This is a genomic window from Bacteroides thetaiotaomicron VPI-5482 (assembly GCF_000011065.1).
Classification (GTDB): domain Bacteria; phylum Bacteroidota; class Bacteroidia; order Bacteroidales; family Bacteroidaceae; genus Bacteroides; species Bacteroides thetaiotaomicron.
On sequence record NC_004663.1, the window covers coordinates 1,719,198 to 1,733,636 of the forward strand.

The following is a 14,439-nucleotide window of genomic DNA, read 5'->3' on the forward strand; positions in this document are numbered from 1 at the left end:
ATGGAATTTATACTCATCGAGGCCAATGCAATTATTAAAAATGGAACATACATCATATTTATCCTTCCTCCACCAGCCAGCGACTCACGTTGCGTTCTTCCTTGCTGAACTCCGCGCCTATTTTCACCATGCGGCATCCATCAGCCCTCCCAACTACATAGTTACAATTCAAGTCCATTTTTCAGTCCTTCAATATCAGAGTAATCCTCAGCATTAAAATTGAAATTAAGATGCAGTACAGCATGCTCGTTCCATTCAGTTTCATACTGCTCGATGGCTAGTCCTTCAAAAAGTTCTTTCTTTCCACAAAAATACGCTTCCAGTGTGGAAAGCAACAAACTTTTGCCAAAACGACGCGGGCGACTCAGGAAATACGGATTGCCCGTGGAGGCTAGTTCGTAGACAAATGCTGTTTTATCAACATATAAATAACCGTCACGACGAAGTCTTTCAAAACTCTGTATTCCGATAGGAAGATTGCGGCGAAGGCCTTTCAAACGGTCAATGATATCCATAATTTCTTCTCTTTAATAAGTGAGTCCTTTGTAAGGATAACAAATCTTACAGTGAATCGGTTATCCGACAACGGTTTTATTATCCTGCTCTACGAAGTTCCCGACAAACGGGAGATATGCATAGAAAAATTACTTAAGCATAACATCAGCTATTATTACCATAAGTACGTGGATTTCTGTTCTTCAAGGAAAGAAGATACGAAAAAAGGGAACAAGTTACTACATAAACATAGATCACGTTTATTATAAATTCTGTGACCGTTTATTATAAACGTCCCCTTCGTTTATTATAAACTCAAAAATAAAAAATCATGGGAAATGAATTAAAATTATGCAACAAAAAAGGTTGCAAACTCCATAAAGTTTGCAACCTTTGCTCTATATTTATCCTTCTGATCTCTAGAACGAGCTAAAGAAATATGTTATATTAGTCCTAATATTATACCATTTATCATTCGTTTTACACTCATATTTTATCTATTTTTTCATTCATTATTCATTGGTTTCATACTTTCCCGAACTACAAATATACAACATAAAAAAGCATTTGTCAAGTCCCAAACAGATTTTAACCGCCTGCTTTCCGGGAATATGAACGTCTTTGTTATTTTTCCGGAATCACTTCATTCAGGCAGGCTATAGCGTTGAGAGTACGTGGATAGCCGATGTAAGGCAAAAGCTGCGTCACGACAGCCAGCAAAGTATCTTTATTATTACCTACATTGACATTTCCCTGTATGTGCCCTTTCACCTGTGATTCACAGCCTCCCAAGGAAACAAGGATGGAGAACGTCAGTAGTTCCCGTGTCTTCACGTCCAGTCCACCGCGTGTCTGGTAGTCTCCGAAGCAGTTGGCGGAGAGATAACGCTGGATATGCTTTTGGTTTTCGGGAGCATTTTTATGCATTTGGTCGATCCGTTCGCCGAAAATGGATTTCTGCAACGCCAGTCCTTTGTCGAAACGGGTTTCGGCAGAAACGACCGCTTGTCCCTCTAAAGGAAGACGTACACCGTGGGCAAGCAGCGCCTCATTAGTGATGCCGACAAAGTCCATCACTTTAGCCATGCCTGCATAGGCTACTGCCTGGTAAAGGATTTCCTTTATTTCTATCGGAGTAATACCTGCATTGAGAGCGCTTTCAAGCATCATCCGGTATTCGGTCTGTGCCTGTGAGGCAATATTGGATGCCAATGTTACCATGAGCCGGGTTTTAGTATCCAGGTTGCCGTATTGCTGCACCTCCTTTGTGAAATTGCCGAATATTGCATCCAGTTCGGGGTCGGTGGCGCTTAATCCGGTTCCTCCGTTATCTTTCGTAGCTTCGGCATACTGCTGGTCGTCTACCTGTTCCAGCCAAATATTCTTGTTGGTCTGCGGATTGCAGCCGATAGCCAGATGCGAAAACCAACTATCGGGGGCGGCACCGTGCCAATGTTCTATGTCCGGTGCTATTTCAACCACATCACCGGGGAGCAGGCGGCGTGCCGCTTTGCCACGTTCCTGATAATACCCCACACCCCCGACAGCAATGAGGATTTGTCCGCCCGTATGGCTGTGCCAGTTATTTCGGCAGCCGGGTTCAAAAGTAACGTTGGACATGGGTACATTCAAGTCTTTATTACCGGTCAGCGGTGCCAGCCAGGATTCTCCTGTAAAATATTGCTTGAATCCCGTATTTTCCTTTCCCAACGGAAATGCGCTGATGTTCTGAGGTACTTCTTCTTTCTTCATACTCTGTGCATTTATAGATTGCATCGGAATTTGCAGAAATCCGATGACTGTTACAAAAATAAAAAATAATTTTCTCATACTGTGACGTCCATGGTTTATTATTTAAGAACTCTCTGATAATGCAAAGTTAGCTGTTCTGATCCAACTCTTTATAATACAAATTACGGATATAAAAACCAAAATTACAGATTTATAGTACTGCCTATCATTTACTTCATCTTCAGTCCGGGAATGAGTGGCGTAGCATCAATCAGTTCGAGCATCTGCACCATATCAAGTGTACCTTCTTTGTACTTCTTAAAATGAGGTGTGGCAATATGACTCTTATAGGCCGCTTCATCGGCATAGATTTCAAGAATAGTCACGTGGTTGGGGCGTTCTTTCTCCGCTACGGCATACAGTACCAATACGCCCGGTTCCAACCGCATCGAGACTTCGATCTCCTCTTTCAGATAAGCATTGTACTCTTCCAGCCGTTCCGGATCGATTATGATGCGTGACAACCGCACCATATTGTTCTCGGCGGCGGATGGTTCGACCGGTCTGATTACGTTTGCCGAAGCGGTTGCTGCAAACAATAGAAAAATAATCAGTAACTTCTTCATTTTGCTAATTTATTGTCGTTCGAATTTCACTGCCACATTGCCCGGAACGTTCAATGCATCTATTCCGTTACCGTCAATGCGCCCAATCTTTATCAAGTCATTGCTTTGCGACCCGCTTTTACAGAAGATCGCCACATTATTCCACGGCACATAGATTGTAATATCACCGGGCACAGGTGCACAGCCACGGGGCACTCCTGCCGTAGTCAGTGCAGGCGACGGATAGAAAATTTTCTCTGTGATATTATTATAATCATTCAGCGTCACTTCAAGCGGCAGACGTGAAAGAAAGTCCTGCGCCGCGGCATTGTCTTCCATCGTAGCAGTAATGGTACGGTTACCGACTGTAATCTTCACATTCGTAGAAGTAGACGGATAATTGTTTTCCCGACTCGCACCGAGTGTTTCGAGCCATGTCCGTATCCGGTTTCCCATCTGCGAAAGTGTCGAAGAAGTCAGAAGCAATGTTTCGGTGAAAGTGGCACCGGAGCAAAGTGTCCGCGCCTCGTCAACTGATGCAGAGATGCCGCTGCTGCCACTGCTGGCAAAAAGAGCGATACGCTTACCTGCAAGTTTCGAAGCATGATTATGCAGGAATGTCTGCATCGGTGTGGCCATGCTACCGTACCAAATCGGATAGCCGACAAACACGATATCATAGTTGCCGAAATCTTCAACCGAAGTTTTAATCGCCGGATAATTCCCCTGACGGATAGCAGCCAGTTCTTCCTGTGCACGGTTGAGCATCCCATTATAATCGCTTTCATAAGGTGTTTGCGGTTCCACTTCCAGGATATCGCAATCGAGTGTTTGCTGAATCTGTTGCGCCATACGCTCCGTGCTGCCGGTGCGCGAACAGTAAAGTACCAGATATCGCCCGTTACCGCCCGGAATGGGGTTTGTCGGGTTTGTAGAATCGTCCTCGTCTCCACCGTCGGAATTTCCCGGTTGTCCCGGCTGTTCCGGAAGAATCGGATCAGCGTTTGAGCCGTCGCAAGCCGCCATCGGCATCATCGTCAGCATCATCAATGGAATTAATAGAATCTTTTTCATATTACTATCTCTTTTCAATGTTAAATTACCGGTTACAAAGTTACGGGGAATGGTCCAGCCCGGATGTAGACGATTTACGGATATTTATACCCCAATCATGGATTTTGATGGGAGAGTAAAAATTTTAAAGAGAAAAGAATTATATTTGTAACGCATTAAAAAAACAGATTGTGATATGGAAGAGAATACTAAAGAAATGATTGTAATAGACAGCGTTGACCGTTACAACGAAATCTTCGGGCTTGAAACCAGACATCCGTTAGTCAGCATCATCGATCTGGCCAAATCCACTACGTGGCCCACACGTGCGTGGTTTCGTTACGAAGTATATGCACTATACTTGAAAAATGTAAAATGTGGTGATATTAAATATGGGCGCCAATATTACGACTATCAAGACGGAACCATTGTCTGTTTCGCTCCCGGACAAATCACCGACCTGGAAATGCTGCCAAATATTCAACCCAACGCGCATGGTATTCTTTTTCATCCCGACCTTATACGTGGCACTGCGCTCGGACAAGAAATAAAGAAATACTCCTTCTTCTCCTACGAAACCAACGAAGCACTCCACATTTCCGAAGAAGAGCGGCAAACAGTGATGGACTGCCTGCAAAAAATCACCATCGAACTGGAACATTCCATCGACAAACACAGCCGCCGACTAATCTGCGCCAACATAGGATTGCTGCTCGACTACTGTATGCGCTTTTACGAACGCCAGTTCGACACACGAAACGGAGTAAACAAAGACATCATTGTCCGCTTCGAACATCTGCTCAACGAATATTTCGAAGGAGATGCCCCGCAAAACCAAGGGTTGCCATCGGTCAAGTACTTCGCTGATAAAGTATTCCTTTCCGCTAACTATTTTGGCGATATGGTGCGCAAACAAACCGGTAAAACCGTCTCCGAATATATCCAGGATAAAATGATTGAACTGGCAAAAGAACAACTCATGTCTTCGAACAAGACTATGAGCCAAATTGCTTACGAAATCGGATTCCAGTATCCGCAGCACCTTAGCCGGATGTTCAAACGGATTGTGGGGATGACGCCGAATCAATTCCGCTTAACGGGATATTGCCGTTGATTTCATTTTGTTACGTTTCCGGCTAATCAACATCACCCCCAGCAGAATCACCAGCAAACCGGAAAGCTGAACGAAGGTAACTTGCTCATTTCCAAAAGATACTCCTAAAAGGACTGCTATAAAAGGATTGACATAAGCATGTGTACCCACTTCTGCCGCCGGGCGTACTTTCAAGAGCCAGACATACGCCGAATATGCCAGTAAAGAACCAAAAGAAATCAAATAAAGCAAGGAGAACCAGCTTGTGACCGAAACTGTACTCAAATCGGCTTCCCGAACATCTCCGTTCACAACAGCACAAATCCAGAACATCACACTGGCAAAAAGCATTTGCCACGCAGAACCTGCAAAAGCATTCACTTCTTCCTCACGGGAAGAACGGTACTTGGCATACAGTGTTCCCAAAGCCCAGGATATACATCCGAAAACAAGGAGCAAGATACCACGCTCACTTTGCGGATGCAACCATTCTGCATTGAGCTGCTCCGCATAAAGCATTACTACTCCGCCGAAGCCAATCCCTCCGCCTGCTATCGTAAGGGGATTGCGGAAATTAGTACGCCACATGGGGACATCCAAAAGTAAAATCCAAAGTGCCGTAGAAGAAGCTATAATAGCAACGAGGCTACTTGTCAGATAGCGCTGTGCCAGCATAACGACAGCCATATCTACAAACAACAGAACAATACCGCTAACGGCAGAACGCTTTACCAGGCTTTTCTTAAAGATTTGTTCTCCCCGTAAATAACAGATTCCAAGAAGTATCAGCCCTGCAGTCGTAAACCGCAGTGCTCCGAGCAGAAAAGGTGAAAAATCTTTCAAAGCCACCCCTATAAAAAAATAGGTGGAGCCCCAGACTACATAAATGAGGAAATAAGCGATGATAACACCCGGCAAATTCCTCTTTGAGGGATTCTGACTTTTCATATCACTTCTTTTTATTTGTATTTACGGGGAGTGAGAAGGGGAACCTATTAATAAACTGACAATTATTTTATTATTTCAATGCCCGCCTCAATCTGTTTAATCCTTCTATCAACCGCTGTCGCGGACACGCGATGTTAATACGGATAAACCTTTCGCCAGCCTCTCCATACAGATTGCCTTCGTTTACCCAAAGCTTTTCCTTCTCCAACAGAGTTTTCACTATATCCTCCGACGATTGTTTCAAAGCCGAGCAATCTACCCATACTAAGTAGGTACCTTCCAATGGCAGCACCGGAAATTCGGGAAGATATTCATCAAAGTAAGCCCTTAAATAATGGTAGTTGGCAAACAGGTATTGGTTAAGTTCTTCCAGCCATTCTTCCCCGTCATTGTAAGCAGCTATCAAGGCTTCAACGCCAAACGGATTTACATCACAGACTTCATTGATATTGATTGCCTTGTCTATTTGCATTCGTATATCCGTATCAGCAGAAACAATATTGGCAATCTGAAGCCCCGCCAAATTAAAGGCTTTACTAGGCGAGGTGCAAGTAACGGAATGCATCAAAAACTCTTCTGAGACAGATGCAAAAGGGATATAGGTGTGTCCCGGAAAGACAAGTTCGCAATGAATCTCGTCCGCTACTACCCATATATTATTCCGAAGACAGATTTCTCCCAAGCGAGTCAGTTCCTGCTTTGTCCAGACTCTTCCGGCAGGATTGTGCGGATTGCATAATAGCAGGACTTTTACACTCGGGTCAGCCGCCTTCCGTTCCAAATCGATAAAGTCTATCTGATACGTTCCGTTCATGTAAATCAATGGATTTGCAACAACCTCGCATCCGTTATTGCGGATGGAGGAGAAAAAGCAGTTATAGACAGGTGTCTGCACGATTACTTTATCACCGGGAGTTGTCAGCGCCTTGATGACAGCTGACAGGGCCGGTACTACTCCGGTCGTATAAATAATCCATTCTTTTTCAATCTGCCAGCCATGACGTCCGGCAAACCATCTTGTTATCGCCTCATAGTAAGCATCGGGCACACGCACATATCCGAAGATACCATGTTCCACCCGCCTTTTCAGTGCTTCCACCACAGAGGGAGCTGTACGGAAATCCATATCAGCTACCCACATTGGTAATACATCCGCATCTCCGGCAGAATCCCATTTATAGGAATTTGTACCTCTGCGTGGAACAATTTCATCGAAGTTGTACTTCATATATTTCAATCAAAACAAGTCAGTCCGTCCCAAAGTTTCAATTCGCAGTTTCCCGGAGCTTTGAGGTTCTCGTCCAGGATGATTGTCCCGAAACTTTCGGCAACAATGTTTCCCGTACGGGGATTCTTCACGCTGTGAACCGGGCCTTTAATCGTTGCCTTCACACTACTGTGTTCGAAAGCAAGATCGGCATCATCCGCCATTGTGCAGTTTTCCATTATCAGGTCGTGTGCATAACAAAGTGGCTGCGTGCCCGAGATCTTACAATTCACTAAACGTAAGTTTTTAGAATGCCAGCCCAAATATTCACCGTCCAATACAGAATCATATACAGTCACATTCTCCGTATTCCAAAATGCATCCTTCGAATGGATTTCAGCATGGCGGATTTCTACGTTCTTGCAATATTGGAAGGAGTAATTGCCATTCAATACAAAATTCTTGATGCGGATGTCTTCCCCATGTATAAAGAGATAGTCTCCTTTATCTATCTTCACATTGTTCAGTTCTACATTCCGGCAATACCAGAGTGTTTCCAAAGCATTGGGCAACTGTACATTTTCGAGTTCGACTCCGTCCATTTCGCGAAACATCTTCGGTGCTTCCACTAATGTATCCTTCATCTTCAGATTTCTGGAATACCAGAGTGCGGCACGTGCTCCTTCGGTAAAAAGGCAATTTTTAACTACAAAACCGTCATTATGCCAAAACGGATATTTTCCCTCGAAACGACAGTTTACCGCTTCTATATCACTGCACTCTTTCAGTGCCGATTCACCGGCATGAATGGTTACTTCTTCCAAATAAAGCCCGTGGGATGCGAACAAAGGACGTTCGCCTTCGTAATGTGTATTTTTAATTTGTTTCATGATTCGATTGTCTTTTATTTAAATAGTTATCTGTTTTTCCTGTTCATACTTATTTCTTCAGATATTCCTTAAAAAAGGATTCCAATTTATCAAATGGTATAAGCCCCACACGGTCGTAAAGGTCTACATGACCTGCACCGGGTACAATGTACAGTTCTTTGGGGTCGGCAGCCAGTCGGTAGGCATCTTCACTAAATTCGCGTGAGTGGGCATTTTCTCCGGTTATAAAAAGCATAGGACGGGGCGAAATAGTCTCAATATCTTCGAAAGGATAGAAATTCATGAATTTCACGTTGCTTGAAAGTGTAGGGTGTGTGGTAGTTGTCAGGGTTGCTCCTTCGGGAGTAAACTCTCCCCTCTGAGTGCGGTAGAACTCATAAAATTCGCGTTCTATCGGACCAGAGTTTTCTGTTATTTCATGTACAGTGCCGCCAGTATATTTAGTTTCTCCGCCCAGAAATTCCGCATAGCGCTGTTCTGCTGCCTCAGCCATGATTTGTTTCCGTTGTTCCAGAGTCAGCGCATGTTTCAGTCCGTTGCGGCTGGCTGTACCCATGTTGTACATGCTGATGGTTGCAATCGCTTTCAGACGAGGGTCTATCTTGGCCGCACTGATAGCGAAACTTCCGCTGCCACAAATTCCGATTACACCTATATTATTTCGGTCGATGAACGGACGTGTACCCAAAAAATCTACTGCGGCACTGAAATCCTCCGCATATACCTCCGGCAAAACAGCATTGCGCGGCTCACCTTCACTTCCACCCCAGAAGGATAAATCAATGGACAGCGTAACGAAACCACGTTCCGCCATTTTAGTAGCATACAGATTCGCACTCTGTTCCTTGACCGCTCCCATCGGGTGTCCGACAATGATGGCAGGATATTTCTCTCCCTCTTTCATGGTCTTCGGCAAAAACAGGTTGCCGGCTACTTTCATTTTATACTGGTTAGAAAAAGAAACCTTTTCTACCTTTACCCAATCACTTTTATAAAAGTTATCCGCATCAGCCTGTGCGAAAGAAAAACTGGTTCCAAGCATCATAATAAATACAACGGTTAATAATAATATTCGTTTCATATCTCTTACATTTAATTATTAATGAATTGATTGTCTACTTTCTACATTACAAAAATACGGTGAAATAAAGAGAGTGTTTGTAGATGAATTACTGACATTATTACCCCAATTACGGATTATATATTTTTCATCATTCCGTTGCCATATTCATTTTAACTTGTTTCTGTGAATGAGCTACACGAACTCTCAAATAAACAAACACAATACTGGCAATCAGGAAAAACAATGCACCGAATACAGAATAGCGTGTGCCCATTTCCGTGATGAAAGCTCCGCATACGGCTGTACCGATCGTTGTCCCCAAATTGGCAGAAGTCAGAAACATTCCGTTGGCAAAGTCGGGAGCTTCGGGAGCAGCTTCCGCGATCATATATTGCATATTATTACTTGCTATACCTGCCAATACACCTAAAATTAAAATAATGATTACCATAGCTGTAATCCACTCTCCTGTTATAAAGAGACATATATAGGAAACCAGCAATGCAAAAGGCATGATAATAATTGAACGCCGCGCATTTATCGATAATAGTTTTCCGGCAAGTACGTTACCTACAATATTAGCCAGACCATAGACCAATAATACAACACTAATCACACTGTATGATACTTCCGTCACTGTTTTCAGATAGTCCGACATATAACTAAAGAAGCCGAACATAGCTCCATTAATCAAGGTGACGGCAATGATAGAGTTCCACATCACCGTTCTCTTCAATACGCTGAGTTGTGCACCATAAGATACTTTCTCCTTTACCGGCATGGAGGGGATAAACAAAATCGTAGCTATAAGAACCAAGGCATTTACAACTGTGAAAAACAGCATTGACATAGAGAATGAGACCTCACTAGCTATAAAGCTGGTCACCGGAACACCCAGCACCATACCGGCAGACACACCGACAAAAACCCTTGAAACAGCCTTTGGAGCCTTTTCCTTGCTGACTGATGCCGCCGCTACTGTAAAAGCCATCGAAACATATACCGGATGAAGAAAGGCGGGAAGTATCCGCGCAACCAATAGTACTGTAAAATTGGTAGTGAGCATGGATATAATATTACTCAGTGTAAACAATCCCAATGCCAGCAACATGACTTTCTTCCGGTTTACTCCCAAAAACAATAACGGAGTGACAGGAGCCGATGCAGCTACCACCAGTGCAAAGATACTCACCGTCCAACCTGCCTGCGGCACCGAGACATCAAAAGTTTCGGCTATTAGAGGCAGGATACCCACTACCCCCATTTCGGTATTTATAATACCAAACACACCGACCGTGAGGATAAATACGAGCAAACCGCCCGAATGAAGTTTTGATTGATTCTTTTGTTCCATATTAAATCTGCTATTTACAATTCCAATCCCATTTTATAGACATTTTCAAGATGTACCTTATCTATTTGCCGTGCCAGCTTTTCGCATCCGGTACAACCGCCGGCACAATATATTCCGACTTCATTCCAACCCAATGCCTGGCTCAGAAGCCGGAAATACTGCTTGGGTTGGTCAAAGGTGTTCTCATTATCGTCACCGGCTGTCATCAGTAATACCGTATCTTTCTGCGGATACTTGTCGTCGGCAGAGATGGCGTAAAGCCTGTCTATAAAAGCTTTTAACTGTGACGTGATTGTCCAGAAATACAAAGGTGAAGCCATGACCACTGTGTCACATTCTGCAAACAAAGGATATATATCCTGCATACCATCCCGAACTGCACATTGATGAGCGAGCCGCTGGCATACGCCGCAACCTCTGCAGCCTTCTATCCGCATACTGCCCAGATATACTTTGGTTACCGAATGTCCCCGTTCCACGAGTCCTTTAATATAAGCGTCGGTCAACCGGTCTGTATTACCGAGTTTTGTCCCCGCGCTCATTATAACAAGTACCTTTTTCATATTTCCACAATGTATTTTTTCTATTGTCCGGGGAAACGGACCATCTGCGGGTTCTTTATCATTCAGAAACCGACAAATCCCCGCCCCGCCTAACAGTAAACTTCCGGTTGCTATCATCGTACTTTTCAAGAAGCCTTTTCTATCCATATTCTTTATATAATTAGTTCCATATACTCAAGGTGATTCGACAGTACAAAGGTCGGAAGAATTAAGTGAAGGGATTGTAGACAGATTACGGGTATAATTACCCCAATTACAGATTATAGGTTTCCATCTTTCTATCACACAAGAACAGATATTATTATAGCATCCTATTTTGCTATTATATAATGATTACGCGTGCGCGATACCTATTACAACAGTATATTCAGGTAAAAAGAATCAAGCTTGCAAAAGAGCATATGGTTGATATAGAGGAAGTCATATTTTATGTTTTATCAAGCCCATTTTTAGCGGAACTGTAATATAGGTAAAAGAATCCGTAATTCATATACAAACAGATTTCAAATCCGGCAGTATCTTTGCAGTGAAATAAAAATATAGGTATAAACATAAAAAAACAATTTGATATGTATTTAGAAAATATTTACTCTCCCGCAGACGTAAAGAAGTTATCGTTTCAGGAACTGAATGATTTAAGTCACGAAATCCGTGCATCCCTCTTACAAAAACTGAGTGAACATGGCGGGCACTTCGGCCCTAACTTCGGAATGGTAGAAGCGACCATTGCCCTGCACTATGTTTTCAATTCACCGAAAGATAAAATTGTATATGATGTATCACATCAGAGTTACGTACATAAGATGCTGACCGGACGTAAAGATGCTTTTCTCCATCCTGCTGAATATGACCATGTATCCGGCTACTCAGAACCACAGGAAAGTGAACATGATTTCTTTGTGATCGGTCATACTTCTACTTCGATCAGCTTGGCAAGCGGACTGGCAAAAGGACGTGACCTGACAGGTGGCAACGAAAATATCATCGCTGTAATAGGCGACGGTTCACTAAGCGGAGGCGAAGCCTTCGAGGGACTGGACTACGTAGCAGAACTCGGAACTAACATGATTATTATTGTCAATGACAATCAGATGTCCATTGCCGAAAATCACGGAGGTTTATACAAGAATCTGAAAGATTTGCGCGACAGTAACGGTCAATGTGAATGCAACTTCTTCAAAGCGATGGGGCTGGACTATATGTACGTGAATGACGGCAACCATGTGGAAGCACTGATCGAGGCTTTCTCCAAAGTTAAAGATATACAGCATCCGATAGTAGTCCACATCAATACATTAAAAGGCAAAGGTTACGAGCCTGCAGAACAGGACAAGGAGACCTATCACTGGCGCACTCCGTTTGATCTAGAAACCGGAGAATCAAAAGTGAACGACGACGCAGAAGATTATAGTGAAGTAACCGCTCAATATCTGCTAAAAAAGATGAAAGAAGACAAGCGTGTAGTTACCATTACTTCGGGCACCCCCGCTGTTCTAGGCTTCACTCCCGACCGTCGTCAGGAAGCAGGCAAGCAGTTTGTAGATGTCGGTATTGCCGAAGAGCATGCAGTGGCACTTGCTTCCGGTATCGCAGCCAATGGCGGAAAACCGGTTTACGGAGTGTACAGCACCTTTATACAACGCTCTTACGACCAGCTATCGCAAGATCTCTGTATCAATAATAATCCGGCTGTTCTGTTGGTATTCTGGGGGACGTTATCCGGTATGAATGATGTAACCCACCTCTGTTTCTTCGATATTCCACTTATCAGCAATATCCCCAATATGGTCTATCTGGCACCTACCTGTAAAGAGGAATATCTAGCCATGCTGGAATGGAGCATCTGCCAAAATGAGCATCCGGTGGCTATCCGTGTACCTGCCACAGATGTAATCAGTTGCGGTGAACCGGTGGAATCCGACTATAGCAATCTCAATCGTTATAAAGTCGCCCACCGCGGCTCCAAAGTAGCAATTCTTGCATTAGGCTCCTTCTTCGGATTAGGGCAATCGGTTCTGTCATTGCTGAAAGATAAAGCCAACATTGATGCCACCCTTATCAATCCCCGCTACATCACAGGTGTGGACAGCGAACTGATGGACGAACTGAAAGCCGACCACGAATTAGTGATTACCCTGGAAGACGGAGTTCTGGATGGTGGTTTCGGTGAAAAGATTGCCCGTTACTATGGCGCTACAGATATGAAAGTACTCAACTACGGAGCTAAAAAAGAATTTGTAGACCGTTATGATATACAGGAACTGCTTCGTGCCAACCATCTGACAGATGAACAGATCGTAGAAGATATCCTATCACTCATTGGCTGATAAGTCAAAACCAGTTCATTATATATTTCATGTAGGTTGATGTATCCGTTCGTTATGGGATCACATCAACCTACATTCATTTTCACTTAAATCCATAATCCCTTCCGATAATTGAGAGGAGTCTGCCCCATATTCCTCTTGAAAAACTTACAGAAACCGGCAGCATCACTAAAGCCAAGCCGGGAAGCAATATCCCCTACCGTAGATTTAGTGGAACTCAGCAAGGTACGGGCTTCCATGATCAGTAACTCATTAATAATCGTATTCACACTTTTTCCCGTTCCGGCACGAACGATACGTGCAAGGTACTGCTCACTGATGGCCAGCTTATCCGCATAGAAACTAACGAAATGCTCTTCTCTGAAATTTCGGGTAACAAGCGCATGAAATTCCTGTAAAACATGGTCTTTACGACTGACCTCCTTTTTTATGATAGTCTTTCGGGAAAGAAAATCGGCTATATCCAAAAATAAGGCATTGCAAGCCGCCTGTATTCGCCGGAAAAGAAACTGATGTTTTATATTCAGCAAACGCATCAACACTTCCAGTTCATTACGAATGATTTGAGATTCGTATGCGGTCAGCTGTATGGTATATTGCTTATTCTGCCTCATCGTTGCCAACAGAATAGCCGTTATCTGGGTAAGATAAGAGTCATCCGTCCGCATGGACTCGGAAATGGAGAGGGTGATAAACTTAATATCCGGACTCGAATAAAGATGGTCGGTGAGATAATTCGCTCCATGAACAAGCAACATATCAGGCTCTATCACAATAAATTCCCCATTCAGCAAAATCTCGGAACGACCTTCAAGAACGAGTATCATATAAAGTTCACGATTAAAGTAACGTTCGTTTTCCGGATAGCTCCTGTCCTTATATTCACTCATAAAGCAGACTACTTCCTCTTTATAATGAGGAATTTCCGGATGTTCCTTTAACAACTGCCTATTATCAAAAATACGAGATTTTACCATTTATACCTCCTTCTTTTCGACGTAAAAGTACAATTTGTTTCGGATATGACAAAAACTGTGTGGAATCGGATAACTTATATCAGACGAAAAAACGGGACCTTTGCATATTCTTCTTTATAGAATGAAGAAAAAT

12 protein-coding genes and 1 pseudogene are annotated in these 14,439 nt (G+C 43.4%); 2 read left to right on the forward strand and 11 right to left on the reverse strand.

The features are described 5' to 3' along the window. Nucleotides 1-167 precede the first annotated feature (167 nt). From BT_RS07055 to BT_RS07070, 4 genes and pseudogenes are all read right to left on the reverse strand, one after another. Nucleotides 168-515 (reverse strand): annotated as a pseudogene (locus tag BT_RS07055) (AAA family ATPase); the annotation flags it as partial. A 604-nt stretch (nt 516-1,119) separates the two neighbouring features. Then, nucleotides 1,120-2,325: a cupin domain-containing carboxymuconolactone decarboxylase family protein gene (locus BT_RS07060; protein WP_011107750.1), complete on the reverse strand. Its 1,206-nt coding sequence runs from the start codon at nt 2,323-2,325 to the stop codon at nt 1,120-1,122. Nucleotides 2,326-2,456: 131 nt separating this feature from the next. Then, nucleotides 2,457-2,852 (reverse strand): putative quinol monooxygenase, encoded by a 396-nt coding sequence (locus BT_RS07065; RefSeq protein WP_008764895.1) that lies wholly within the window; start codon nt 2,850-2,852, stop codon nt 2,457-2,459. Between the two features lie 9 nt (nt 2,853-2,861). Then, entirely contained in the window at nt 2,862-3,905 is a 1,044-nt protein-coding gene (locus tag BT_RS07070; RefSeq protein WP_011107751.1) for a cyclophilin-like fold protein, read from the reverse strand. A 175-nt stretch (nt 3,906-4,080) separates the two neighbouring features. Here BT_RS07070 and BT_RS07075 point away from each other — a divergent pair, with 175 nt between their 5' ends. Next, a complete protein-coding gene (locus tag BT_RS07075) occupies nt 4,081-4,998 on the forward strand; it encodes a helix-turn-helix domain-containing protein (protein ID WP_008764893.1) in 918 nt (305 codons plus the stop codon). On the opposite strand, the gene BT_RS07080 is transcribed toward BT_RS07075, so the two are convergent. The 6 genes from BT_RS07080 to BT_RS07105 form a co-directional block, all read right to left on the reverse strand. Beyond that, nucleotides 4,978-5,925, reverse strand: a complete 948-nt coding sequence (locus tag BT_RS07080; protein WP_008764892.1) for an EamA family transporter — start codon at nt 5,923-5,925, stop codon at nt 4,978-4,980. The two genes, BT_RS07075 and BT_RS07080, sit on opposite strands and share 21 nt — an antisense overlap. A 70-nt stretch (nt 5,926-5,995) precedes the next feature. After that, nucleotides 5,996-7,153, reverse strand: coding sequence for a MalY/PatB family protein (locus BT_RS07085; RefSeq protein ID WP_008764891.1), 1,158 nt, complete (start codon nt 7,151-7,153; stop codon nt 5,996-5,998). A 5-nt stretch (nt 7,154-7,158) separates the two neighbouring features. Further along, nucleotides 7,159-8,022, reverse strand: a complete 864-nt coding sequence (locus BT_RS07090; RefSeq protein ID WP_008764890.1) for a DUF3737 family protein — start codon at nt 8,020-8,022, stop codon at nt 7,159-7,161. Nucleotides 8,023-8,071: 49 nt separating this feature from the next. After that, nucleotides 8,072-9,103, reverse strand: a complete 1,032-nt coding sequence (locus BT_RS07095; RefSeq protein ID WP_008764889.1) for an alpha/beta hydrolase — start codon at nt 9,101-9,103, stop codon at nt 8,072-8,074. A 130-nt stretch (nt 9,104-9,233) separates the two neighbouring features. After that, a complete protein-coding gene (locus BT_RS07100) occupies nt 9,234-10,439 on the reverse strand; it encodes an MFS transporter (RefSeq protein ID WP_008764888.1) in 1,206 nt (401 codons plus the stop codon). Between the two features lie 14 nt (nt 10,440-10,453). Further along, nucleotides 10,454-11,149 carry a flavodoxin family protein gene (locus BT_RS07105; protein WP_008764887.1) on the reverse strand — a complete coding sequence of 232 codons (696 nt, stop codon included), beginning with the start codon at nt 11,147-11,149 and terminating at the stop codon, nt 10,454-10,456. A gap of 422 nt (nt 11,150-11,571) precedes the next feature. On the opposite strand from BT_RS07105, the gene BT_RS07110 reads away from it, so the two are divergent. Beyond that, the gene (locus BT_RS07110; RefSeq protein WP_011107752.1) at nt 11,572-13,329 is read left to right on the forward strand and encodes a 1-deoxy-D-xylulose-5-phosphate synthase; all 1,758 of its coding nucleotides are present in this window, start codon (nt 11,572-11,574) and stop codon (nt 13,327-13,329) included. Between the two features lie 86 nt (nt 13,330-13,415). On the opposite strand, the gene BT_RS07115 is transcribed toward BT_RS07110, so the two are convergent. Beyond that, entirely contained in the window at nt 13,416-14,306 is an 891-nt protein-coding gene (locus tag BT_RS07115; protein ID WP_011107753.1) for a helix-turn-helix domain-containing protein, read from the reverse strand. Nucleotides 14,307-14,439 lie beyond the last annotated feature (133 nt).

Coding starts and splice junctions, on each gene's coding strand:
- BT_RS07095 (WP_008764889.1), bottom strand. CDS start 9,103: ATGAAACGAATATTATTATTAACCGTTGTATTTATTATGATGCTTGGA.
- BT_RS07065 (WP_008764895.1), bottom strand. CDS start 2,852: ATGAAGAAGTTACTGATTATTTTTCTATTGTTTGCAGCAACCGCTTCG.
- BT_RS07060 (WP_011107750.1), bottom strand. CDS start 2,325: ATGAGAAAATTATTTTTTATTTTTGTAACAGTCATCGGATTTCTGCAA.
- BT_RS07085 (WP_008764891.1), bottom strand. CDS start 7,153: ATGAAGTACAACTTCGATGAAATTGTTCCACGCAGAGGTACAAATTCC.
- BT_RS07090 (WP_008764890.1), bottom strand. CDS start 8,022: ATGAAACAAATTAAAAATACACATTACGAAGGCGAACGTCCTTTGTTC.
- BT_RS07075 (WP_008764893.1), top strand. CDS start 4,081: ATGGAAGAGAATACTAAAGAAATGATTGTAATAGACAGCGTTGACCGT.
- BT_RS07110 (WP_011107752.1), top strand. CDS start 11,572: ATGTATTTAGAAAATATTTACTCTCCCGCAGACGTAAAGAAGTTATCG.
- BT_RS07115 (WP_011107753.1), bottom strand. CDS start 14,306: ATGGTAAAATCTCGTATTTTTGATAATAGGCAGTTGTTAAAGGAACAT.
- BT_RS07105 (WP_008764887.1), bottom strand. CDS start 11,149: ATGGATAGAAAAGGCTTCTTGAAAAGTACGATGATAGCAACCGGAAGT.
- BT_RS07100 (WP_008764888.1), bottom strand. CDS start 10,439: ATGGAACAAAAGAATCAATCAAAACTTCATTCGGGCGGTTTGCTCGTA.
- BT_RS07080 (WP_008764892.1), bottom strand. CDS start 5,925: ATGAAAAGTCAGAATCCCTCAAAGAGGAATTTGCCGGGTGTTATCATC.
- BT_RS07070 (WP_011107751.1), bottom strand. CDS start 3,905: ATGAAAAAGATTCTATTAATTCCATTGATGATGCTGACGATGATGCCG.